Origin of the sequence: Priestia sp. YIM B13490 (assembly GCF_042787735.1) — a bacterium.
Classification (GTDB): domain Bacteria; phylum Bacillota; class Bacilli; order Bacillales; family Bacillaceae_H; genus Priestia; species Priestia megaterium.
The window spans coordinates 245,575-270,358 of the sequence record NZ_JBHZOT010000005.1 but is presented as its reverse complement, the minus strand read 5'-3'; the positions used below and the strand labels follow the sequence as shown (position 1 = coordinate 270,358).

21 protein-coding genes are annotated in these 24,784 nt (G+C 41.4%); 1 reads left to right on the top strand and 20 read right to left on the bottom strand.

The features are described from left to right. Window positions 1–3 precede the first annotated feature (3 nt). From ACFX4R_RS17660 to ACFX4R_RS17605, 12 genes are all read right to left on the bottom strand, one after another. Complete coding sequence (locus tag ACFX4R_RS17660; protein ID WP_013084825.1) at window positions 4–747, bottom strand: Stp1/IreP family PP2C-type Ser/Thr phosphatase; 744 nt, start codon at window positions 745–747, stop codon at window positions 4–6. A 4-nt stretch (window positions 748–751) separates the two neighbouring features. Next, entirely contained in the window at window positions 752–1,843 is a 1,092-nt protein-coding gene (rlmN, locus tag ACFX4R_RS17655; RefSeq protein ID WP_028410787.1) for a dual-specificity RNA methyltransferase RlmN, read from the bottom strand. A gap of 2 nt (window positions 1,844–1,845) precedes the next feature. Further along, window positions 1,846–3,186, bottom strand: a complete 1,341-nt coding sequence (gene rsmB, locus ACFX4R_RS17650; RefSeq protein ID WP_162214918.1) for a 16S rRNA (cytosine(967)-C(5))-methyltransferase RsmB — start codon at window positions 3,184–3,186, stop codon at window positions 1,846–1,848. Continuing rightward, window positions 3,179–4,117 carry a methionyl-tRNA formyltransferase gene (gene fmt / locus ACFX4R_RS17645; protein ID WP_043976445.1) on the bottom strand — a complete coding sequence of 313 codons (939 nt, stop codon included), beginning with the start codon at window positions 4,115–4,117 and terminating at the stop codon, window positions 3,179–3,181. Before fmt ends, rsmB begins: the two co-directional genes overlap by 8 nt. Before the next feature lie 10 nt (window positions 4,118–4,127). Further along, window positions 4,128–4,601 carry a peptide deformylase gene (gene def, locus ACFX4R_RS17640; RefSeq protein ID WP_013084828.1) on the bottom strand — a complete coding sequence of 158 codons (474 nt, stop codon included), beginning with the start codon at window positions 4,599–4,601 and terminating at the stop codon, window positions 4,128–4,130. Between the two features lie 70 nt (window positions 4,602–4,671). Then, the gene (priA, locus tag ACFX4R_RS17635) at window positions 4,672–7,086 is read right to left on the bottom strand and encodes a primosomal protein N' (protein WP_377569997.1); all 2,415 of its coding nucleotides are present in this window, start codon (window positions 7,084–7,086) and stop codon (window positions 4,672–4,674) included. Continuing rightward, on the bottom strand, window positions 7,083–8,300 hold the full coding sequence (gene coaBC, locus ACFX4R_RS17630) for a bifunctional phosphopantothenoylcysteine decarboxylase/phosphopantothenate--cysteine ligase CoaBC (protein WP_013058925.1): 1,218 nt from the start codon (window positions 8,298–8,300) through the stop codon (window positions 7,083–7,085). Before coaBC ends, priA begins: the two co-directional genes overlap by 4 nt. Window positions 8,301–8,480: 180 nt before the next feature. Further along, window positions 8,481–8,702, bottom strand: coding sequence for a DNA-directed RNA polymerase subunit omega (rpoZ, locus tag ACFX4R_RS17625; protein ID WP_013058926.1), 222 nt, complete (start codon window positions 8,700–8,702; stop codon window positions 8,481–8,483). Window positions 8,703–8,704: 2 nt separating this feature from the next. After that, window positions 8,705–9,319 (bottom strand): guanylate kinase, encoded by a 615-nt coding sequence (gmk, locus tag ACFX4R_RS17620; RefSeq protein ID WP_013058927.1) that lies wholly within the window; start codon window positions 9,317–9,319, stop codon window positions 8,705–8,707. Between the two features lie 13 nt (window positions 9,320–9,332). Continuing rightward, a complete protein-coding gene (locus ACFX4R_RS17615; protein WP_013084831.1) occupies window positions 9,333–9,593 on the bottom strand; it encodes a DUF370 domain-containing protein in 261 nt (86 codons plus the stop codon). Between the two features lie 46 nt (window positions 9,594–9,639). Continuing rightward, the gene (locus ACFX4R_RS17610) at window positions 9,640–10,515 is read right to left on the bottom strand and encodes a YicC/YloC family endoribonuclease (RefSeq protein ID WP_016765431.1); all 876 of its coding nucleotides are present in this window, start codon (window positions 10,513–10,515) and stop codon (window positions 9,640–9,642) included. 153 nt (window positions 10,516–10,668) lie between these two features. Then, complete coding sequence (locus tag ACFX4R_RS17605) at window positions 10,669–13,347, bottom strand: calcium-translocating P-type ATPase, SERCA-type (protein ID WP_043976440.1); 2,679 nt, start codon at window positions 13,345–13,347, stop codon at window positions 10,669–10,671. 141 nt (window positions 13,348–13,488) lie between these two features. Here ACFX4R_RS17605 and ACFX4R_RS17600 point away from each other — a divergent pair, with 141 nt between their 5' ends. Beyond that, window positions 13,489–15,201: an Rqc2 family fibronectin-binding protein gene (locus ACFX4R_RS17600; protein ID WP_043976438.1), complete on the top strand. Its 1,713-nt coding sequence runs from the start codon at window positions 13,489–13,491 to the stop codon at window positions 15,199–15,201. Window positions 15,202–15,250: 49 nt separating this feature from the next. Here ACFX4R_RS17600 and pyrE read toward each other — a convergent pair whose 3' ends face one another. Genes pyrE through ACFX4R_RS17560 form a run of 8 tightly spaced genes read right to left on the bottom strand, consistent with a single transcriptional unit; the run spans window position 15,251 to window position 24,760 of the window. After that, window positions 15,251–15,889 (bottom strand): orotate phosphoribosyltransferase, encoded by a 639-nt coding sequence (gene pyrE, locus ACFX4R_RS17595; RefSeq protein ID WP_013058931.1) that lies wholly within the window; start codon window positions 15,887–15,889, stop codon window positions 15,251–15,253. After that, a complete protein-coding gene (gene pyrF / locus ACFX4R_RS17590) occupies window positions 15,886–16,608 on the bottom strand; it encodes an orotidine-5'-phosphate decarboxylase (protein WP_013058932.1) in 723 nt (240 codons plus the stop codon). Before pyrF ends, pyrE begins: the two co-directional genes overlap by 4 nt. Beyond that, entirely contained in the window at window positions 16,580–17,521 is a 942-nt protein-coding gene (locus ACFX4R_RS17585) for a dihydroorotate dehydrogenase (protein WP_016765435.1), read from the bottom strand. Before ACFX4R_RS17585 ends, pyrF begins: the two co-directional genes overlap by 29 nt. Further along, window positions 17,518–18,291 carry a dihydroorotate dehydrogenase electron transfer subunit gene (locus tag ACFX4R_RS17580; protein ID WP_013084838.1) on the bottom strand — a complete coding sequence of 258 codons (774 nt, stop codon included), beginning with the start codon at window positions 18,289–18,291 and terminating at the stop codon, window positions 17,518–17,520. The genes ACFX4R_RS17585 and ACFX4R_RS17580 overlap by 4 nt, the downstream gene beginning before the upstream one ends. Continuing rightward, window positions 18,288–21,500, bottom strand: coding sequence for a carbamoyl-phosphate synthase large subunit (gene carB / locus ACFX4R_RS17575; protein WP_097824522.1), 3,213 nt, complete (start codon window positions 21,498–21,500; stop codon window positions 18,288–18,290). Before carB ends, ACFX4R_RS17580 begins: the two co-directional genes overlap by 4 nt. Further along, window positions 21,500–22,585, bottom strand: coding sequence for a carbamoyl phosphate synthase small subunit (locus tag ACFX4R_RS17570; protein ID WP_043976434.1), 1,086 nt, complete (start codon window positions 22,583–22,585; stop codon window positions 21,500–21,502). The genes carB and ACFX4R_RS17570 overlap by 1 nt, the downstream gene beginning before the upstream one ends. Next, on the bottom strand, window positions 22,570–23,859 hold the full coding sequence (locus tag ACFX4R_RS17565) for a dihydroorotase (RefSeq protein WP_043976431.1): 1,290 nt from the start codon (window positions 23,857–23,859) through the stop codon (window positions 22,570–22,572). The genes ACFX4R_RS17570 and ACFX4R_RS17565 overlap by 16 nt, the downstream gene beginning before the upstream one ends. Further along, window positions 23,822–24,760, bottom strand: a complete 939-nt coding sequence (locus tag ACFX4R_RS17560) for an aspartate carbamoyltransferase catalytic subunit (protein ID WP_013058938.1) — start codon at window positions 24,758–24,760, stop codon at window positions 23,822–23,824. Before ACFX4R_RS17560 ends, ACFX4R_RS17565 begins: the two co-directional genes overlap by 38 nt. Between the last annotated feature and the right edge of the window lie 24 nt (window positions 24,761–24,784).

Sequence of the window (24,784 nt, the reverse complement as noted above, 5' to 3'; positions counted from 1 at the left end):
CTCTCACCCACTTTCAGATGTAAAGTCCACAATTGCAAGTGTAATATTGTCTTCTCCACCAAGCTCATTTGCTAATTGAATCAGGCTCGTACCCTTTTCGTGAAGTGATGAACTTGTTGATAACGTTTCGTTCAGCTTTTGTTCCGTTACCTTATTTGTCAGTCCATCTGAACATAATAATAATCGATCTTCTTTTTCCACTTCAATTGTTTTTACATCTAAACTAACATTTTCTTCGGTACCTAGTGCTCGCAATAAGATATTTTTTCGTGGATGATGCTCAGCATCTTCTTTTGTGATTTGACCATTTTTTACGAGTTCATTCACAAGAGAATGATCTTCTGTTACTTGTTGAAATCCATATTCATTGGAAATATAGCATCTGCTGTCTCCTATATTACCAATCGCACAAAACGTATCGGCGCATAAAGCAAGTACAACTGTTGTACCCATCCCTTTACACTCTTCATGCTCCTGAGCATACTGATAAATATCTTGATTAATTTGCGAAACATGCGTACGAATCCACTGCGTCGCCTCATCAGGAGACGTTACTTTGTCCGCTTCTTCCCACGCTGTTTGCAATTTTTGAACCGCCATCTCACTGGCGACGTCGCCAGCTCGATGACCTCCCATACCATCAGCCACAATTGCAAGCAGCTGATTGTGTTGGTTCAAAAATACCCCTCCGTTATCTTCATTGTGTTGTCTAACTCTCCCTCGGTCTGTCATGAAGACAGTTGCCATACAATCACCTCGTCTCTTCTTTACGCTCCTTCGCACGTAATTGGCCACAAGCTGCATCGATATCATGACCTTGCTCACGTCGAATAGTCACGTTAACGCCACGCTTTTTAAGCGTACGTTCAAATGCAAAAATCTGTTCACGCGGTGTACGAACATAATCACGCTCAGGCACATAGTTTACCGGAATCAAGTTCACGTGGCATTTCACGTCTTTAATTAAATCCGCTAATTCCTCCGCATGCTCTACTTGATCGTTTACGCCTCCGAATAGACCATACTCAAAGCTAATACGTCTTCCCGTTTTATCCGTATAATATTTAATGGCTTCCATCAAATCAGGAAGTTTGTACGCACGGTTAATCGGCATTAAGCGTGAGCGGATGTCATTGTTTGGAGCGTGAAGTGAAATCGCAAAATTGATTTGCATTTTTTCATCAGCAAACTTATAGATTTTCGGAATGATTCCACTTGTCGATACTGTGATATGACGTGCACCAATATTTAATCCATCATCACTGTTAATTGTTTTTAAGAAGCGCATCATTTCATCATAGTTATCAAATGGCTCCCCAATACCCATAATTACGACAGAGCTCACGCGTTCTCCTTGTTCATCTAGCGCTTTTTGTACTTTTACTACTTGCGCTACGATTTCTCCAGCTTCTAAGTTACGCTTTAAACCTCCAAGAGTAGACGCACAGAATGTACAGCCGATGCGACAGCCAACTTGAGTTGTTACACAGACAGAATTTCCGTATTCATGACGCATAAGCACCGTTTCAATCGTATAACCGTCATGGAGTTCGAATAAAAACTTCATCGTGCCGTCCCCAGACGTTTGCTGAACAACTGTTTTTAATGTCGTTAATGCAAATTTGTCTTTTAATTGTTCACGTAATCCTTTAGATAAGTTTGACATATCGTCAAAGTCCGTTACGCGTTTAATATATAACCAGTCAAAAATTTGTTTAGCACGGAACTTCTTATCTCCGTGTTCCACTAACCAATTTTCTAGGTCGTGCATTTCTAATGAATAAATAGATGGTTTTTGCGCTTTTTCTTCTGCTTTTGCTTTTCTTTTAGCTACTTCTTCCATTTTTACACCTTCTTCTGTAAACATGCAATATAAAACCCATCGCTTTGTGCATCTGGCAGCAATTGAATTTCACCATGTTTTACGTTTTGTTTAAGCTTTTGCGGCATGCGTGCAGCAAGCGTTTCATCTTTTTGAAAATCAGCATGATCTGCTAAAAATGCTGCTACAACATCCCCATTTTCATCCCGGTCAATTGTACATGTACTATATACAAGGGTCCCACCTTTTTTTAATAAAGGCGCAACCGCATTTAAAATATCTTGTTGAATACGCGCCAGCTGCTTTACATCTTGCTCAGTTTTTGTATATTTCAAATCAGGTTTACGTCTCATTACACCAAAACCTGAGCACGGAGCATCTACTAAGATGCGGTCAAACATTTCTTTATCAAACTGTTCGCCTGCTTTGCGGCTGTCTTGAACCGTCGGCTCAATATTGGTAAGATGCAGACGCTCTGCCTGCTGGGCAATCAGCTTTACTTTATGGTCATGAATGTCCAAGGAAATAACTTTACCACTGTTTCTAAGCTGCTCTGCAATATGAGTTGATTTTCCTCCCGGTGCAGCACAGCTATCTAAAATTAGCTCTTCTGTCTCTGCACCGAGCGCATGAGCCACTAACATAGAGCTTTCATCTTGAACGGTAAACATTCCTTCACGAAATGCTTGTGTATGAGCTGCATTTCCTTTTTGAACTTCTAGCGCTTCTTCTACAAAATGGCCTGGTTCTACAACAATACCTTCTTTTTCTAGCGCTTCTTTTACTTCATTTTGCGTAAAGCGTGCACTGTTTACTCGGATTGTTTGTTTAGGGGCCATTAAATTAGCTAAACAGATTCCGCGTGTTTTGTCCAATCCATATTGTTCCACCCAGCGTTTTACAAGCCACAATGGATGACTCGTTTCAATTGCCAACCGCTCCACAGGATTTTGTATTTCCTCTAAAGAAGGCGTGCCGCTGCGCTGAATATTTCGTAAAACGCCGTTTACCATTGAGGCAATTCCTTTGTGACCCCGTTTTTTGGCAATTTCTACTGCTTCATGAAGGATTGCCCGGTCAGGCACTCGGTCTAAATATACCATTTGGTAAAGTGATAAACGAAGCAGCACTCGCACCCAAGGCTGAAGCTTTTTTGGATTTTTCAAGAAAGGCGCTAACCCGTAATCTAACGTATCACGTCTTTGAATCGTTCCATACACAATTTCCGTTAACAGTCCTGCATCTTTTCCTTGAATACCCCGTTTTTGTATGCTGTTATTTAACAATAGATTGCTGAATGCCTGATTTTTTTCAATAGCTAGTAAAATATCTAAAGCTATGTCTCGAACGTTGTACTTACTCATTGACATCCCCTAATACTGTTCCGACTTCAACGGATGTACCTCGTAGATACTGCGCTGCATCCATACGTTTTTTTCCAGACGGCTGAAGTTCCGTCACTTTAATAGCTGTTTCATTTCCAGTTGCTACTATAAATCCGTCCTCTTCAAGTGATAAAACGGTACCCGGTTTGCCTGATGCGGATACTTTTTCTCCCCACCAAATTTTCATGACCTGACCGTCTGCTGTTGTATAAGCAACGGGCCAAGGGTGAAGGCCGCGGATATGGTTATAAATTTCTTCTCCTGTACGGGCCCAATCAATTTTCTCTTGTTCACGCTTAATGTTAGAAGCAAATGTCGCTTCGTCATCGTTTTGTTTAACCGGCGTAATTTCACCTTTTACAAGAGAAGGAATGGTTTCTGAAAGCAATTTTGCACCAGCAGCGCTGAGTTTATCATGAAGTGTGCCAACGTGATCACGTTCTTCAATCGGAACTTCTACCTGTGTTAAGATATCACCTGCATCTAATTTTTCTACCATATACATAATTGTAACACCAGTTTTCGGCTTACCTTGTAGAATTGAATAATGAATCGGCGCGCCTCCGCGCAGTTCAGGTAACAGAGAAGCATGCACGTTAATACAGCCGTATTTAGGCGCTTCTAAAATAGGGGTTGGTAAAATTTGACCAAAAGCCGCTGTTACAATTAGGTCAGGCTCATACGCTAACACTTGCTGATATTCTTCTTCTAAACGAATCTTTTCTGGCTGCAGTACAGGTATTTCATGCTTTAACGCCTCAACTTTTACAGGAGGAGGTGTTAATACGCGCTTGCGTCCTTTTGGTCGGTCCGGCTGTGTAACCACTGCGACCACTTCATATCCATCTTTAAGTAATGTTTGTAAAACCGGCACTGAAAAATCCGGCGTTCCCATAAATACGACTTTCATCGTGTAAAACCTACCCTTCTAGTTCATCCTCTTCGTAATACTTTGTCACTTTTTCCGTGAACAATACACCGTGTAAATGATCAATTTCATGCTGAATTGCTCGTGCTAAAAAACCTTTTGCTTCTATAAAATAAGGTTTTCCTTTACGGTTTTGCGCACGTACTTTCACATAATCAGCTCGAGCCACGTCACCAAAAAGGCCCGGAAAACTTAGGCAGCCTTCTGGACCGATTTGTTCGCCTCGTTGCTCAATAATTACCGGATTAATTAGCTCAATTTTACCGTGTCGATCATCCACGTCTACCACTGCCACTTGCTGCAGAACTCCTACTTGAGGAGCAGCTAGACCCACACCGTCTGCTTCAAGCATTAAATCATACATGCCGTTTAGTAATTTCGCTAATTTATTATCAAAGTTTTTAACGACTTCACATTCTTGTTCAAGTACTTCATTAGGATGGTAAACAAGCTTAAGCTTAGCCAAATAGGCACCTCCTTTATTCTTTCTATTTATATCCAAAAAGCTTCTTCTTTAACGCCATCAAGACGACTAGTTACATCATCGAGTATGGATTCAAATCAATAGTGATCGTTAAATTTTCCTTCTGCATTTCCGCTTGATAACGTTCTAATATATATTTCAACAGCGGAATCAGGCTTGGTTCCAGCTTGTATTTTAACATGCATTGATAGCGATATCTATCTTTTATCTTAGCAATCGGAGATGCGACTGGCCCTAAGATCGTTGTTTGCGGCGAAAGTTTCTGACGCAGATACTGCGAAACTTTGTCTGTAACAGACACCACTTTTGCAATATTTTCATGAGATACCGTTACAAGCGCCAAGTAAAAGAAAGGGGGATATTTGTGCATTTTACGAATTTCCATCTCGTGCTTATAAAACGAATCGTAATCATGCTGACTCGCAAGTTGAATGCTGTAGTGTTCAGGCGTGTACGTTTGAATCACTACTTCTCCTGGAAGTTTGTGGCGTCCTGCTCTTCCGCTTACTTGTGTTAAAAGCTGAAACGTTTTTTCAGATGCACGAAAGTCAGGTAAATTCAGCATCGTATCTGCTGTTAAAACGCCTACAAGCGTGACGTTTGGAAAGTCCAGTCCTTTCGCAATCATCTGCGTCCCTAGTAAAATTTGCGCTTCTCCACTTGCAAACTTGTTCAGGAGCTTTTCATGGGCGCCTTTTCGGCTTGTCGTATCAACATCCATTCGAACAACTCTAGCCTCGGGCAGCACTTTTGTTAATTCTTCTTCCACTTTTTGTGTACCAGACCCGAAAAAGCGGATATGTTCGCTGTGGCATTCTGGGCACTCAGTGTGCACATGTTCTTCGTGTCCGCAATAATGGCATTTTAATTTATTTTGATAGCGGTGATACGTTAGTGAAATTTCACAGTGCTCACATGTCGGAACGTAACCGCAGTCTCTGCACATAACAAAAGAAGAATGACCTCTTTTATTTAAAAATAAAACGATTTGCTCCCCTTTTTCCAAACGGTCTTTCATCTTTTCAAACAGCATAGTTGAAAACATAGAGCGGTTGCCGCTGCGAAGCTCTTCTCTCATATCAACGATATCCACCGAAGGCATTGATGACTTATTCATTCTTTGCTTTAACGTCAGTAGCTTATACACACCTTTTTGCGCTCTTGCAAAGGACTCAAGCGTTGGTGTTGCACTTCCTAAAATGACTGGACACTGATGATGCTGCCCTCGGTAAATAGCTACATCCCTTGCATGATAACGGGGGTTTTCTTCTTGTTTATAACTCGTCTCATGTTCTTCATCGATAATAAGAAGGCCCAAATTTTCAAATGGAGCAAATACAGCAGAGCGGGCCCCTACTACAACGGATACTTCTTTTCGCTGAATTTTTCGCCATTCATCGTATTTTTCCCCAGTAGACAAGCCGCTATGAAGTACAGCAACTTTTGAGCCGAATCGCTCTTTAAACCGCTTGACCATCTGAGGGGTAAGTGAAATCTCCGGAACAAGCATAATCGCTTCTTTCCCTTTTTTTAGCACTTGATCAATTGATTGGAGATACACTTCTGTTTTTCCGCTTCCGGTTACTCCGTACATTAAAAACACATCGTGAAGATTTTCTTCGATGTCCTGCAGAATCGGTGCAATTGCCTCAGCTTGTTCATCGGTCAATTGAAATGGCTTTGATGGTGTAAAGTATCGATCTTGATAAGGATCACGGTATATTTCAATTTCCGTTTCCGCTAAGAGTCCTTTGTTAATCAGCGCTTTTATAGGAGCGGAGGTAATCTGCAAATCTTCCGCTATTTCTTTTATGGCTACTTCTTCATTTCGATTCAGCATAAAAGACAGCACTTGTTTTTGCTTTTCTGCCTGCTTATTTAACTCGCTCATAAACTGGTGAATTTCTTCAAGGCTTTGATTCAGTTTTACGCCTTTTGCCGTTTTTTTGTTTCCTTTGTTTTTCACGACGTAGACGACTTCAATTAGACCTTTTTGAATATCACGGTGAAAAGCAGGAGCAGCGGCTGTTTTTTCTACTTCACTCCACTTCAGCGAGGATCTTGACTGAAAAAACGGCTTTACTTGCTCATGAAGCTGTTCGTATGCCTCTTTTGAAAGGAGTGACAGTTCTTTATCATATTTTGCTTTCATCGCCGCAGGCAGCATGACTTGAAAAGCCGATATCATAAAACAAAGCGTTTTTTCGGTTAGCCAGTGCCCAATCTCTAACAGTTCGGGAGTCAGAACCGGCGTTAAATCAAGCAGGTCAGCGATTGGTTTAACGCGCTTAACTTCAGCCTCTTCTTTAAGAGCCACCACAAACCCTTGAACTTTTCTAGGACCAAACGGAACGACAACTCGCATACCCGGAACAATAATTCCTTTCCATTTGTCGGGAATAGCGTAGTCAAAAGCTCGATCTGTTTGCTTAGCAGCCACGTCCACAATTACACTAGCTACACTCATTTTTTCAGCCCTTCTAACATTTCCTTCACTTCTTTTAACACCTCGGTAGCTACATCGTGTTTTGAAAGAATGGGAAGTTCTTTAGACTCTCCGCTTCGCTTATAGAGCGTTACAATATTTGTGTCCGTCCCAAAACCTGCTCCTTCTGTCGTCACGTTATTGGCTACAATCATATCCAAGTTTTTAGATGCAAGTTTCTTTTGTGCATATTCATCCACTTGTTCTGTTTCTGCTGCAAAGCCGACTAAAAGCTGGTGTTCTTTTCGCTCTCCAAGCGTGCGTAAAATATCTGTTGTTCTCTCTAGCTCTAGTACTGCTTCACCAGGCTGCTTTTTCATCTTTTGATCAAACACATGCTTTGGTCGGTAATCTGCCACTGCGGCTGATTTAATGACAACATCTGCTTCATGATAGCGCTGCATAACAGCTTCAAGCATCTGCTGCGCACTTTCAATTTGAACAACCTGCACTCCTTTTGGATACTCTAAATTCGTCGGTCCCGTTACAAGTGTTACCGATGCGCCTAATTTAGCAGCTTGTTCTGCAAGGGCATAGCCCATTTTCCCAGTAGATCGATTGGTGAAAAATCGGACGGGATCAATGCGTTCTACCGTAGGTCCTGCTGTAACCAATACATTCACACCTTCAAGGATCTTTTGTGTATGTGATGCTTGTGAAAAATAAGATCCGATTAGTGAAACAATTGTTTCTGGCTCTTCAAGACGACCTTTTCCTACATAACCGCATGCCAAATACCCTTCTCCAGGTTCTACAAAAGAGTAACCAAATGATGAAAGAGTGCTCATATTTTTTTTAACAGCTGGATGATCGTACATATGAACATTCATTGCAGGTGCAATCCACACAGGTGCAGTAGCAGCCAGCAGCGTTGTGGAAATCATATCATCTGCAAGACCATTTGCTATTTTCCCTATCATATTTGCCGTAGCAGGAGCTACTAAAATTAAATCAGGCCAGTCTGCTAAATCAATATGTGCAATTACAGATGGATCTTTTTCATCAAACGTATCTGTATAAACTGGGTTTCGAGACAGAGCTTGAAACGTAAGCGGCGTTACGAACTCGCATGCTGAAGCAGTCATCATTACTTTAACTTCCGCTCCCGCTTGTACTAATTTACTTGTTAAAGCTGCGGCTTTATATACGGCGATTCCGCCGCTAACACATAATAAAATTCGTTTTCCCTTCATCATTATGCCCCCATCTATTTATCCCGCTCAACCAGCATCCGCTTGTTTACTCGGGTAACTATCTAAAGCTTTTCAATTCAATTATTATACCATTTTTGTAGTGAGACATTCACTATCCTGCTTGAACACAGATAAAAGCATCAAAAAAATAACAACCTATAAAGTAGGTTGTTATTTTTTCACTTACTGATGTTTAGAATCTTCTTCTGCTACACCTTGCTTATAGCTTAATTGTTCAGCATTAATTTCTTCTAAAGCACAGCCTACAAACTTATAAGAAACCGGCTTTTCAATCGGCGTATCATTGTGAAGCTGTAATTGACGTGCACGTTTTGCAGCTACTGTCACAAGCGTGTACTTAGAATCTAATTTTTCCATTAGGGAATCAATTGATGGATAAAGCATGTTTATTCTACCTCCAGCATTCTTTTATAGCGCGCAGAAATACGATCACGACGGCAGTGTTCAGCCGTTACGATAGCACGGATGCGAGCACAAGCATTTTCTACTTTGTCATTTTCTACAACATAATCGTAGGCGTCCATAAGTTCAATTTCTTCTTTTGCCACGCGCATACGGTTATTGATTAAATCTTCTGTTTCAGTACCGCGGTTTACGATACGACTTTTAAGCTCTGATAAACTCGGCGGTGCCAAGAAGATGAACAAACCTTCTGGAAATGCTTCTTTCACTTGAAGAGCACCTTGCACTTCAATTTCTAGAAATACGTCTTTTCCTTCAGATAACGTTTGTTCTACATAATCAACCGGGGTACCGTAGTAGTTACCTACGTATTCAGCCCACTCTAATAATTTCTTGTTTTCAATCATGCGCTCAAACTCTTCGCGTGGTTTGAAGAAATAGTCAACGCCGTCTACTTCACCTTCGCGGGGCTTTCTTGTTGTTGCAGAGATAGAATACTGCAATTTAATGTCTTCTTGCTCAAACAATGCTTTTCGTACCGTTCCTTTTCCAACACCTGATGGTCCGGAAAGAACAATTAATAAACCTCTTTCAATCATCGGTTCAAGTGACCTACCCTTCTAATAATTCTTCTTTGTTTATAAGTCGCTGTGACACAGTTTCTGGCTGTACAGGAGCTAAAATAACATGATCGCTATCCATAACAATAACAGATCGTGTTTTACGTCCTTGCGTTGCATCTATTAAAGAGCCTCGATCTTTTGCATCTTGAATAATGCGTTTGATTGGAGCTGATTCAGGATGAACGACAGAGATTATACGATTAGAAGAAATAAAATTTCCAAATCCAACGTTCACTAATTTACCGCTCATAAGAAGCCTCCTGCTATACCAATATAATCTTTATCTTACACGAAGGCTATTCAATATTTTGAACCTGCTCTTTTATGCGTTCTAATTGTGCTTTCATACTAATAACATACTGAGCAATAGTACCATTGTTTGCCTTCGCACCGATTGTATTCATTTCACGATTCAGCTCTTGAACAAGAAAATCCAGCTTGCGTCCTACTGAATCAGGTGTATTTAACGCTTGAATAAATTGTGAAACATGACTTTGAATTCGCGTAAGTTCTTCGCTAATATCTGCTTTTTCAGCAAAAATAGCTACTTCAGTCAGCACTCGCTGCTCATCGAAAGTACCTTCTAAATAGTCGCTCAGCTTTCTTTTAATACGCTCGCGATATTGTTCAGCAACTTCAGGAGCAAGCTGTGTAATTTTTTCGCGAATGTCTTGAATGTCCTGTAAGTACCCCATTAAATCGTGATACAGCTCTGATCCCTCTCGTTTCCGCATATCCACTAACTGATGCACAGCAGCTTCAACGGCTTCAAAGATTGCACCATGAATACTCGTCTGATCAGCTTCTTCTTCATAAGTTGTCATCACTTCAGGCATGTGTAAAATGTCTTGAATTTGAACAGATTGGGACAGCCCATGCTTTTCTTTTACTTGCTGCAACGCATGCATGTATTCATCAAGCAGCTGCCAATCCGTCTGCAGTTTCTTTTTTGCCATTTCTTCACCTGAAATAGTAACAAATACTTCTACTCTACCACGTTTTATGTATGTTTGAACGATTTTTTTTATTTTATCTTCAATTTCAATTAATTGTCTTGGCATACGAATAACAATTTCACAAAAACGATGATTAACAGACTTCATTTCGACTGTTACTGATCGATTTTCCACTTCCGCTTTTCCGCGGCCAAAACCAGTCATACTTTTTATCATTATCATCACATCCACTATGTACATCTTACATAAAAAGTATCATAAAAGAAAGTGTTAGCAAAAAAAAGAAATCTCTCTTCTTTATTCAACCTGTAAAGGCTGCCTTCATGAGTTTTCTCATTTAGGACAGCCTGTATTAAAGTATAGCACAATTTATGAAGGTTTTCTTGTTAAAAGTGAACCGGCAAGTAAAAAAGTTGGAAGACTTGCAAGTCCTAAAATAACGAGCCATTCCCGCGGTGCAATGGCCATTGTATGGAAAATAGGCTGCAGGGGCGGATAGTAGATAGCCACCAGCATAAGGATAATAGATGAAATAACGGCTCCTACAAGATATAAGTTCTGAAATGGATTGCGATCAAAGATTGATTTTTCACTTCGGCAGTCAAATACGTGAATAAGCTGTGCCATAACAAGCGTGGCAAATGCAATCGTCTGAGCATACTGCAGACGATCTGGGTCATTGTCGTAGACAATCATGAATGCAGCAAGTGTAGCAGCTCCAATTAAAAATCCGCGGCTGACTACTTTCCACCCTAATCCTCTTGCAAAAATACCTTCGCGCGGATGCCTTGGATGGCGCTTCATCACGTTGTCCTCCGGCTGGTCTAAGCCAAGAGCCATCGCAGGCAAACCGTCTGTTACTAAGTTTACCCATAGTATTTGAATTGGCACTAGCGGAAGCGGAAGTGCTAAAATCATCGCAAAGAGCATAACTAAGATTTCTCCTACATTTGATGCAAGCAAGTAACGAATAAACTTTCGAATATTTTCATAGATGTTTCGTCCTTCTTTGATCGCTGATTTAATAGTAGCAAAATTATCATCAAGCAAAACGAGTGAAGACGCTTCTTTTGCTACGTCTGTCCCGGTGATGCCCATCGCGATGCCTATGTCTGCTGCTTTAATAGCCGGTGCATCATTTACGCCGTCGCCCGTCATAGCTACAATGTGATCTTTTGCTTGAAGAGCTTTAACAATTTTAAGTTTATGTTCAGGCGATACCCTGGCATATACGTAAACATCATCCACTACTTCTTCTAGCTCTTCCTGCGTCATTTTGGATAAATCCGTTCCTTCCAAGACTTGACCGTTTTTCGGTAAAATGCCTAACTGTTTTGCAATCGCCTGTGCTGTAATGACGTGGTCACCTGTAATCATAACGGTTTTGATTCCTGCGTCTCGGCATTCTTTGACCGCTTGCTTGACTTCTGGTCTTGGCGGATCAATCATTCCTTGAAGCCCGAGGAAAGTAAGGTCTTTTTCCGCTTCGTTCTCTGTATGAACGCTCTCATGGTCTCCTAACGGCCGATAAGCAATCGCAATGGTTCGAAGCGCTTGGCTAGCTAACTGATCAATTGCTCCTTTTACTTCATTATGAACCGTTACCGACAGCGTTTGTTGTCTGCTTTCCCACAAAATATTTTTGCTGTTTACAAGCAGCACATCAGGAGCACCTTTTGTTATGACATAGCGCTTATGAGATGCGTCTTCAATGACTACACTCATCATTTTACGCGTTGAATCAAATGGAAACTCTTCAATAATGGTAAACTGCTTTTGAATGTTTTCTTTTGTCAGCCCCGCTTTCATCGCGGCCACAAGCAAAGCCGCTTCAGTAGGATCCCCGTCGATGACATATTCTTTATCTTTTCTCGAAATGGACGTTTGATTGCAAAGCAGACCAAACACCAAAAGCTGCTGAAGCGGTTTTTCACTCCGTGTATCAACTTCTCTTTCCTCTCGCGAAAATACGCCCGTAGGTTCATACCCTGTCCCTGATACCCTCCACGTCATTCCTCCTGACCAGAGGTGAGTAACCGTCATTTTATTTTGCGTTAATGTGCCCGTTTTGTCTGAGCAAATGACTGATGCGCATCCTAGTGTTTCAACAGCAGGAAGTTTGCGAACAATGGATCTTTGCTTAATCATGCGCTGTACACCAAGAGATAGCGCCACGGTTACGATGGCAGGAAGACCTTCGGGTATGGCAGCAACAGCTAAGGAAACTCCCGCTAAGAACATACTGTATAAATCATGACCTTGCAGCACACCAATCCCGACAACTAATACAGTAAGTGCAAGAGCTACAACGATTAAAATTTTACCTAATTGCTCTAACTTCCGTTGAAGAGGAGTAATCATGGCTTCAGCATTTTGAAGCAAATCAGCAATTTGTCCCATCGCTGTTTTCATTCCAATCCCTACAACGATACCTGTTCCGCTTCCTCGCGTCACAAGCGTACCCATAAACGCCATATTGTCCTGATCTCCAAGCGGCACTTCATCTCCTGGCAAAGCTTTTATTTGCTTGGCAACAGGCAAAGACTCTCCCGTAAGCGCTGATTCTTCAATTTCTAGACTTTTGGCTTCCATAATTCGAAGGTCAGCCCCGATACGGTCTCCGCTCGAAAACTTTACAACGTCTCCTACTACCAGCTCTTTAGATGGTAACTTAACCCATTTTCCTTCACGCATAGCTGCTACTTGAGGAGCAGAAAGCTCTTTTAATGCATGAAGAGATTTCTCAGCTTTTCTTTCTTGAAAAAAACCTAGAAATCCATTAATTACTACAATGGCAATAATAGCAACCGCATCGATGTATTCGCCTAAAAGCCCTGAAATAAGCGTGGCAGCTAGTAAAACCAGTACCATAAAATCTTTAAACTGCTCTAGAAACACAAGAATGGCCGGTTTTTTCTCTCCTTCAGTCAATTCATTAAATCCTTGCTGCTGCTGACGTGCTTTTACTTCTTTGTGTGTAAGACCATGCTGTCTGTCTGTTTTTGTTACTTCTACTATTGCTTTTTCACCTAATTCATACCATTTCATTGCATCTTTTCACACCCTTTTATTTGTAAATGCACCTATTAGATTGTTACAATCTTATATCGTATGCTTATTCAGACTCGTCCTAAAAAATGCTATACTTTTCTATAGGACAATTTTCAATTACTTAAGGATGTGAGCACTATGTCATTTGATGGTATTTTTACATATGGCATTTTACAAGAATTATCTGAGACCTTGGTTTCAGGACGAATTTCAAAAATATATCAGCCGTTTCCAAACGAGTTGATTTTACAAGTACGCGCTAAAGGTGAAAACCGCAAACTTTTAATCTCAGCTCACCCTAACTATTCACGCGTTCATTTTACAAATGAGCCCTATGAAAATCCATCTGAGCCTCCTATGTTTTGTATGCTTCTTCGCAAACATTTAGAAGGCAGCATTATTGAACAAGTGTATCAGCTTGGATTGGACCGCATTTTAGTCATTGAAACAAAAGGACGAAATGAAATTGGCGACGTGACGTACAAGCAGCTTATTATTGAAATCATGGGAAGACATAGTAATGTTGTGCTTGTAGATAAAGAAAAACAAACGATTATCGACAGCATTAAACACGTTCCAATGGCCTTGAACAGGCACCGTACGCTTCTACCCGGAGCACCTTACGTACTGCCTCCTAGCCAAGATAAGCTTCATCCATTTGAAGCCGATGAAGAAACCGTGGCTAAAAAAATTGATTTTAATAGCGGAAAGTTAGCCACCCAGCTAGTGCAAACCTTCTCGGGGCTTTCTCCTTTAATTGCAAATGAAGTGGTGTTTCGCTCTGGCTTAGCAAATCGTTCTACCCTTCCAAAATCATTCGTCGAAACGATGACGCTGATCAAAGAAGGTCAGTTTACACCGACTCTGACAACCGTTAATCAAAAAGACTACTTTTATTTACTGGAATTAACGCATTTAGAGGGTACGAAAAAAACGTATGCAACCATCAGCGAGCTTCTTGACCGCTATTACTACGGGAAAGCAGAGCGAGATCGTGTAAAGCAGCAAGCGCATGATTTAGTACAGTTTATTTCTACCGAGAAAAAGAAAAATGAGAAAAAAATAAAAAAACTTGAGCAAACGCTGCAAAATGCAGAAAAAGCATCTGATTATCAGCTAGCCGGTGAACTCCTTACCGCAAATTTACACCTTGTCAAAAAAGGAGATGCGAAAGTGGATGTTATTAATTATTATGATGAAAATAGCGGTACACTTACGATTTCATTAGATCCGCAAAAATCACCGTCTCAAAATGCTCAAAGCTATTTCACAAAGTATCAAAAAGCGAAAAATTCCGTTTCGATTGTAATCGAACAAATTGAAAAAGCAAACGAAGAAGTACAGTATTTTGAATCACTTATTCAGCAAATGGATACTGCTACTCACAAAGACATTGCAGAGATTCGTGAAGAGCTTGTGGAAGAAGGATATTTGCGCAACCGTCAGCAAAAACAAGCGAAAAAACAAAAAAACACTACGCCTACACTTGAACAATACGTTTCAAGCGACGGCACGACGATTTTAGTTGGAAAAAACAATAAGCAAAATGAGTATTTAACAAATCGCCTTGCTGCTCGTGATGACGTTTGGTTTCATACGAAAGATATACCGGGTTCTCACGTTGTTATCCGCAGCCAAGAGCCTTCAGAAGAAACAATTTTAGAAGCGGCTCATCTTGCTGCTTACTTTAGTAAAGCTAAAAATTCAAGTTCGGTACCCGTGGACTATACAAAAATTCGCCACGTAAAAAAACCAAGCGGTGCCAAGCCTGGTTTTGTGACGTACGATAACCAGCAAACGGTGTACGTAACGCCTAGCGAAGAACTTGTACTGAAGCTGCGTCAGTCATAATAAAAACCCCCTTTCTATATAGAAAGGGGGTTTTTATTATAGACCTAGTTTAGTTCATCCATGAAGGGTCTGAAGGGTTTTCACGCCATTTAAATAGCTTGTCCATCGCTTCTTCTTCAATGTATCCCGCTTCGTTTGCCGCTTCTACTAGCGTAGAGTAGTCTGTTAGCGAATAAACCTGAAGTTCTTTTTCTTTAAACAGCTGACGCGCTTTTTCCAGCTCATATGTAAAGATAGACACAACTCCAAGCACTTCACACCCCTGCGCTTTTAATGCATCGACTGCGGTAAACACACTTCCGCCAGTTGAAATCAAATCTTCAATCACAACTACTTTTTGACCTTTTGTTACTTTTCCTTCGATTTGATTTCCTTGGCCATGTTCTTTTGCTTTGCTTCGCACATAGCACATTGGAAGCTCTAGCGCTTCACTTACCCATGCTGCATGAGGGATACCAGCTGTAGCGGTACCGGCAATCACTTCTGCATTGGCAAAATACGTTTTAATTAAATGCTGCAGACCTTTTGCAATTTCTTTTCGCACTTTCGGGTAGCTAAGCGTTAGACGGTTGTCACAATAAATAGGTGACTTAATTCCAGAGGCCCACGTAAACGGCTCGTTTGGTTGAAGGCTTACTGCCTCAATATCAATTAATTGTTTTGCAATTTCTTTTCGTAGTTTTGTCATCGCGTAATACGCTCCCCTTTCCACTGCTGTAACATCTCATAATATGCTTTAAGCGGGTCTTTTGCTTTAGTAATAGAACGTCCAACGACAATGGCACTTGAGCCATATTCTCTCGCTAGCTGAGGTGTTGCCACACGGACTTGGTCATCTACTGAATCTGTGCCCATACGAATACCCGGCGTTACGGTCAAAAAGTCCTCTCCCGCTGCTTTTCGAATCGAAGGGACTTCATGAGTAGAACATACAACGCCGTCAAGTCCGCTTTTTTTAGCAAGCGCTGCATAATGCGTAACCACTTCTTGCATCGAATGTGTAATGAGCTGCTGCTCTTTTAGCATTTCATCAGATGTACTCGTTAGCTGAGTAACCGCAATACAATCCGGGCGCTTTTTGCCGGCAGCGGTTCCTAAGTCAAGTCCTTCAACGGCTGCTTGCATCATGTTCATTCCGCCCGCTGCGTGAACGTTAACCAAATCCACTTCAAGAGAAGCTAAAGACTTCATCCCTTGCTTTACTGTATTGGGAATATCATGAAGCTTTAAGTCTAAAAAGATTTGGTGGTTTTGCTCTTTTAATGCAGAAATAATGGATAACCCTTCTTTATAAAACAGTTCCATGCCTACTTTCACAAACAATGACTCTTGTTGAAAAGGCATTAAAAACTGCTGTACATCGTTAATTGATGAAAAATCAAGAGCAATGATTAACGGTTGCTTCACGCTTTTTCCAGCTCCTTCCAATACATTCTGAAACATGCTCGTATCCTAATGATGTTAATAGCCTTGGCAGTTCGTCAATGATGGTTGGACATACATACGGGTCAACAAAGTTTGCTGTACCAACCGCCACTGCACTTGCACCTGCATATAGGAACTCGAGTGCATCTTCAGCAGTTGTCACTCCGCCCATACCGATAATTGGAATGTTCACTTTTTGACTCACTTCATATACCATTCGAATCGCTACCGGTTTAATAGATGGGCCTGACAGTCCGCCTGTGCCGTTCGCTAAAACCGGCTGAGCTGTTTTCAAATCCAGACGCATCCCGAGAAGCGTATTGATCATCGTTAAGCCATCCGCACCGGCTTCTTCAACAGCCATTGCCATGTCTACAATATTGGATACGTTTGGTGATAGTTTAACATAAACTGGAACATTTGAAACATCTTTTACTGCTTTCGTTAAACGAGCAGCAATGACAGGATCTACGCCAAACGCAATTCCGCCTTCTTTTACGTTAGGACATGAAATATTCAATTCAAGTGCTTTTACATTTGATACGGTTGAAATTTCTTTTGCCACGTGCACATATTCTTCAATTGAAGCACCGGCTACGTTCGCGATAATCGGCACGTCATATTGCTGAAGCCAAACGAGCTCTTCGTTCATTACTTTTTCTAACCCAGGATTTTGTAATCCAATCGCATTTAACATTCCTGCAGATGTTTCCGCTACGCGAGGAGTTGGATTGCCAAAACGAGTGTCCGCAGTAGTCGCTTTAATCATAATGGCTCCAAGTGCATCAAGTGAATAAAATTGAGCATACTCACGCCCAAATCCAAAACAGCCGGATGCGGGCATAATTGGATTTTTCAAATCTAATCCTGGCAATGTCGTTTTTAGCATACTCATAGAAGCACCTCCCCTGCTTGAAAGACGGGACCGTCGCTGCAGATTTTTTTATACGCCGTAGAATCTTCACTTTCTCTGCATACACATGCAAAACAAGCACCGATTCCACAGCCCATTCTTTCTTCTAAAGAAATGTAAAGCGGCTTGTTTGTATAATTATTTTCTAGTGCTTTTAACATCGGAGTTGGACCGCATGAAAACATAACGTCATATGAAAACTGCTGCTCGTCAATCACCGTTGTGACAAAACCTTTTGTTCCGTAAGAGCCGTCTACCGTTGCAATATATGTTTCTCCTAAAGCTAAAAACTCTCGCTCGTAAAATACGTCTGCTTTTGATTGAAAGCCTAAGACGTGAATAACCTGCACGCCTTTTTCACGAAGTCTTTTTGAAAGCTCATAGAGCGGAGGCACTCCAATGCCTCCCCCTACTAATAAAGCCGTTTGACCTGACTCTATCGCTTCCAATGGAAAACCGTGGCCAAGCGGACCTAACACGTCGATCGACTGTCCGGCTTGTTTTTCAGCAAGCAGCGATGTTCCCGCCCCTTCTGCACGGTAAATCATCGTAAATTGTTCGTGCGTTTGGTCAATTTCTGCAATACTGATTGGTCTGCGAAGCAGCGGCAAATAGTCGTTGTTGACGCGGATATGCACAAACTGCCCCGGCTCATTCATGAAACGAACAAGCTCGCCTTGAAGGGTTAATTCATATACATTGTGTGTTAACGGTCGCTGACTGACGACTTGCATCATTTCATGTTTGATCATACGGTTGTCACCTCTTTAGTTGGACGAACTTTTTTCATTGGTGTTGTATGGAAGCTGATCGTTTCAAGCACTCGTAAAATCGCTTCTGCTGTATCAAGTGATGTTAAGCAAGGTACACCATTTTCAACTGCTTCACGGCGAATTTTAAATCCGTCACGCGCAGGCTGTTTTCCTTTTGTTAGCGTGTTGATGACAAGCTGCGCTTCACCTTTTCGTATCACATCTAAAAGATTGTGATCTTCATGATGAATTTTATTTACTACTTTTACGCGAATGTCTTCTTTTGTAAACGTTGAAGCTGTTCCTTCCGTTGCAATCACCTGGTAGCCGATGTTAGCAAAACGCTTCGCAAGCGCTGTTGCCTCTTCTTTGTCTTTATCCGCTACTGTCATAAGTACTGAACCGTATGGCTTAATGGACATACCTGACGCAATTAGTCCTTTATATAATGCTTTTTCGTACGTTGAATCTTGCCCCATTACTTCTCCAGTAGATTTCATTTCAGGTCCAAGCGTAATATCTACGCGACGCAGCTTTGCAAATGAGAAGACCGGCACTTTTACGTAGACGCCTTCTTCTTCAGGGTGCATGCCTGATTCATAACCAAGCTCTCGCAAACTTGTTCCTAAAATAACTTTTGTTGCGACATTCGCCATCGGAATACGCGTAATTTTACTTAAGAACGGCACCGTACGGCTTGAACGAGGATTTACTTCAAGAACAAACACTTCTCCTTTTGATAAGACGAACTGAATGTTGAGCAGTCCAATAATGTTTAAGCCTTTTGCAATGCGTGTTGTGTAATCAATGATTGTATCTTTTACATCCTGTGACAGAGTTTGCGGTGGATATACAGCAATGGAGTCACCTGAGTGTACACCGGCGCGCTCTACATGTTCCATAATCCCTGGAATAACCACTGTTTCACCGTCTGAAATGGCATCGACTTCAATTTCTTTTCCAGTTAAGTAGCGGTCGATTAACACAGGGTGATCAGCGTGTACTTTTACCGCGTGTTTCATATAGTGAAGCAGTTCTTCTTCTTTATATACAATTTCCATTGCGCGTCCGCCTAGTACATATGAAGGTCGTACAAGCACCGGATAACCAATTTCTTTTGCCACAACCACTGCTTCTTCTACGGATGTAACCGTCTTTCCAAGCGGCTGAGGTACTTCTAAACGTGCTAGCGTCGCTTCGAATTTTTTACGATCTTCCGCTGCGTCTAAGCTTTCAAGCGACGTTCCTAAAATCTTGACCCCTCTTGCTTCTAGCTCGTCTGCTAAGTTGATTGCTGTTTGACCACCGAACTGTACAACCACACCTTCTGGTTTTTCTAAATCGATGATATGCATCACATCTTCAATCGTCAGCGGCTCGAAGTATAATTTATCTGAAATACTGAAGTCAGTTGATACTGTTTCTGGATTGTTATTGACAATAATCGCCTCGTATCCAGCTTCTTTAATCGCCCACACGGAGTGAACTGTTGCATAGTCAAACTCAATTCCTTGCCCGATGCGGATTGGTCCTGACCCTAACACTACAACGCTTTTACGATCTGTAACAATCGATTCGTTTTCATCTTCAAACGTGCCGTAGAAATATGGTGTTGTAGATTCAAATTCAGCTGCACATGTATCTACCGTTTTGTACACTGGCATCACGCCATTTTGTTTGCGGAAGTCATATACTTCACGCTCTGTTTGATTCCATAGCTTAGCAATCGTGCAGTCTGCAAATCCCATTTCTTTTGCTTCCTGTAAAACTTCTACGTTATGAATCTCTTCTTTTAACACATTTTCAAAAGCAATCACTTTTTCAAGTTTTACTAAGAAGAAGAGATCGATTTTGCTCCACTCGTGAATTTGCTGAATCGTTACGCCACGGCGAATCGCTTCTGCGATGTAGAATAATCGCTCATCACCAGCTTTGCGAATACGTTTTTCAATAATTGCATCATCAAATTCATGCGCATCTTTCAGCTCTAAGTGATGAACGTTTGACTCTAGTGAGCGTACGGCTTTTAAAATTGACTCTTCGAACGTGCGGCCAATTGCCATTACTTCACCTGTTGCTTTCATCTGTGTACCTAGTTTACGATTAGCTGATTCAAATTTATCAAACGGCCAGCGTGGAATTTTAGATACGATGTAATCTAGTGCCGGTTCGAAACATGCGTATGTCTTCCCAGTTACCGGGTTCATCATTTCATCTAATGTTAAGCCTACCGCAATTTTTGCTGCTAATTTTGCAATTGGATACCCTGTTGCTTTTGATGCTAAAGCCGATGAGCGGCTTACGCGAGGGTTTACTTCAATTACGTAATACTGGAAGCTTTCTGGATCTAGTGCTAGCTGAACGTTACATCCGCCTTCGATTTTAAGCGCTCGGATAATTGTTAGTGACGCATTTCTAAGCAGCTGATACTCACGGTCGCTTAGCGTTTGGCTTGGTGCTACAACAATTGAATCTCCCGTATGAATACCGACCGGATCAAAGTTTTCCATATTACATACTACAATCGCATTATCGTTTGCATCGCGCATTACTTCATATTCAATTTCTTTAAAGCCTGCAATGCTTTTCTCAAGTAAGCACTGTGTTACAGGACTGTGTTTTAATCCACTTGTTACAATTTCAATCAACTCTTGCTCGTTGTTACAAATTCCGCCTCCCGTACCGCCAAGCGTATAAGCAGGACGCACGATTACCGGATAGTTTACTTGTTCAACAAACGCATACGCTTCGTCTAGCGAATGAATGATTTCACTTGCTGGGACAGGCTGATTTAGTTCATTCATTAGTGAACGGAACTGCTCACGGTCTTCAGCTTGTTCAATCGCCGATAATTTTGTCCCGAGAATTTCTACATTAAATTCTTCTAAAATACCCGTTTCGTGTAATTCTACCGCTAAGTTCAATCCCGTTTGACCGCCAAGCGTTGGAAGCAGTGCATCAGGGCGTTCTTTACGAATAATTGAGCTTACAAATTCAACCGTTAGAGGTTCAATATATACTTTATCTGCCATTTCTGAGTCTGTCATGATTGTTGCAGGATTGGAATTCACAAGAATAACTTTGTATCCTTCTTCTTTTAGCGCAATACACGCTTGCGCTCCTGCATAGTCAAACTCTGCCGCCTGTCCGATGACGATTGGTCCTGATCCGATTACGAGAATTGTGTTAATATCTTGACGTTTTGGCATTAGCAATTACCTACTTTCTGATTGTTTTTCATAAGATTCATAAATTCGTTGAACAATCCGTTTGCATCTTCAGGTCCCGGTGATGCTTCAGGGTGATATTGAACCGTGAATGCCGGATATTCTTTATGCTTTACTCCTTCAACTGTTCCATCGTTAAGCGCAACGTGCGTCACTTCTAATGGCGTGTTGACAAGAGATGGCTCACATACTGTATAGCCGTGGTTTTGAGATGTAAGAGCTACTTTATTGGTTTTTAGATCCTTTACAGGATGGTTGGATCCACGATGACCAAATTTCATTTTTTCTGTATCTGCTCCGCATGCTAGCGCAAACAGCTGATGTCCTAAACAAATTCCGAAAAGAGGAACCTTTCCTAAAACCCCTTGAATCATCTCGATTGCTTCAGGTACGTCTTTTGGGTCTCCAGGTCCGTTGCTCAACATGATGCCATCTGGATTTAATTGAAGAATTTCTTGCGCAGTTACGTTATAAGGAACCACAATCACGTCGCATTGACGAGCTGTTAATTCACGTAAAATTCCGTGTTTCATTCCAAAGTCAACGAGTACCACTTTTTTACCTCTGCCTGGGCTTGGATAAGGCTTCACTGTTGATACTTTTTTAACTGAATCAGTCGGAAGTTCATGATTTTGAAGCTGTGCTACCACTTCTTCTACATTGACTTCCATGTTGCACACGCGTCCGCGAAGCGCACCGTGCTGACGAATTTTTCTCGTTAATTTTCTCGTGTCGATTCCAGCCAATCCTGGAATATCTTTTTGTTTTAAAAATTCATCTACTGATAGTTCGCTTCTGAAGTTTGAAGGAGCATCACAAATTTCTTTTACAATCAAACCGTGTACAGCTGGTTCAATCGACTCAAAGTCATCGCGGTTAATACCGTAGTTTCCGATTAAAGGATATGTTAATGTCACAATTTGTGCACAGTATGATGGATCAGATAGAATTTCTTGATATCCTGTCATTCCCGTGTTGAAAACAACTTCTCCTGTCATTTCTTTGTCGCTGCCGAATCCTTTTCCGATAAATACTGTTCCATCTTCTAAAATTAGTTGACGTTGCATGCTTTAACATCCTCCCATACTCGTTTACCTTCTACTAATGTCATTACCGGCCAACCTTTGCATACCCAGTTAGCAAACGGCGTATTTTTACCTTTTGATACAAATTCTTCTGGATTAATTGCTTTTTCCGTTTCAAGATCAATGATAGTTAAATCTGCTGTTTTCCCTACTTCGATGGTGCCATAGGGAAGGTTGAACGTGTCAGCAGGCTTGTTTGTTAAATATGATACTAGCTGCTCTAGCGTCATTACTTCTTTTAATACTAAGTTTGTATAAAGAAGCGGGAAAGCTGTTTCAAGTCCCACAATCCCAAACGGCGCAAGCTCCATGCCTTCTGCTTTTTCGTCCGCTGTGTGCGGTGCATGATCAGTGGCGATAAAATCAAGCGTTCCATCTAATAAAGCTTCAATTAATGCCTGTTGATCATCTTTTCCTCGAAGCGGCGGATTCATTTTAAAGTTTGAATCAAGCCCAGGGATGTCTTCCTCATTTAGCAGTAAATGATGAGGCGTTACTTCTGCGGTTACGCGAATGCCTGCTTTTTTTGCATCCCGAATGGCGCGAATGGATTCTTTTGTACTTACGTGACACACATGGTAGTGACAGTTTGCTGCTTCAGCAAGCAGTACATCTCGTGCAATTTGAACGGCTTCACAGATAGAAGGAATACCGTTTAGTCCATGTTCTTTTGCAAATTTTCCGTCGTGGACGCAGCCTTTGTTGATTAAATCATTATCTTCACAGTGTGCAACGATTGCTTTATTTAATGAAGCGGCTTTCTTCATCGCTTCTAGCATCATTCCTGTTGACTGAACGCCTACTCCATCATCTGTAAAAGCAAATGCGCCCGCTTCTTTTAAGCCTTCAAAGTCCGTTAGTTCTTTTCCTAATTGGCGAGTGGTAATCGATGCGTATGGCAATACGCGAACATGTGCTGTTTCTTCAATACGCTTGTTTACCCACTCCATTTGTTCAACAGTATCCGGAACTGGACGCGTGTTTGGCATTGCAGCAATTGCTGTAAAACCGCCCTTTGCCGCTGCTAGAGTACCCGTTTCAATCGTTTCTTTCTTTTCTCCCCCTGGCTCGCGCAAGTGAACGTGGACATCGATTAAACCCGGTGATAAGAAGTTCCCGCCTGCATCAATGACTTCTTCATTCTCCACGTCGATGTGTGAAGCTATTTCAGCAATTACACCATTTTCAATTTTCAGTTCGACTTGTTCAATTTTTCCTTCATTTAACCATGTAGCATTTTTGATAATTGTTGTCATTATTAAGTCCCCTTTCAATTGGTTGTAGCGCTCTTGCTAATACTGCCATGCGAATGTACACGCCATTTTGCATTTGTTTAAAAATTCTTGATCGTTCACATTCAACGAGCTCATCTGCAATTTCGACTCCTCTGTTTACAGGAGCTGGATGAAGGATAATGCTATGTGATTTCATTTTCCGCTCTCGTTCAACGGTTAATCCGAAGCGGCTGTGGTAGTTCTGTGCAAGCTCTGAAGTGTTCTCTTCATGCCTTTCAAATTGAATACGCAGCAGCATCACAACATCGACCGTTTCGATTGCTTCATCGATATCAAGATATGTACCGTGTCTGTTCTCTTCATCTTTCCATTCTTCAGGTCCCGCAAAATATACGGTCGCCCCTAGTTTTGTCAGCATTTCAGCATTCGATCTCGCTACGCGGCTATGTCGCAAATCTCCGACTATTGCGACTTTTAATCCTTTAAACGAGCCGAACTCTTGGCGAATCGTCAGTAGATCAAGCAGACATTGAGTTGGATGCTGACCGCATCCGTCTCCTGCATTAATGATGGGAATCGATACTTTTTCCTGCAGTGCTTCATAATAACGATCTTGCGGGTGGCGAATAACAACTGATTGAACGCCGATTGAAGCTAATGTTTCAATCGTGTCATAAAGCGTTTCTCCTTTTTGGACGCTTGAAGTTGTTACTTCAAACGGAATTGTTGTTAATCCTAGCTGCTGTTCTGCCATTTCAAAGCTGCATCGAGTACGCGTGCTCGCTTCAAAAAATAAGTTGGCAACAAACATTTTCTCTTCCGGTTTCCATCCTTGTTTATTCGTTCGATAGTTTTCAGCGCTGTCTAAAATCTCTAGAATTTCATTTGTTTCTAGTGTTGAGACTGTCACTAAATGTTTCATATCGATTCCCTCCATTTTTGCTTT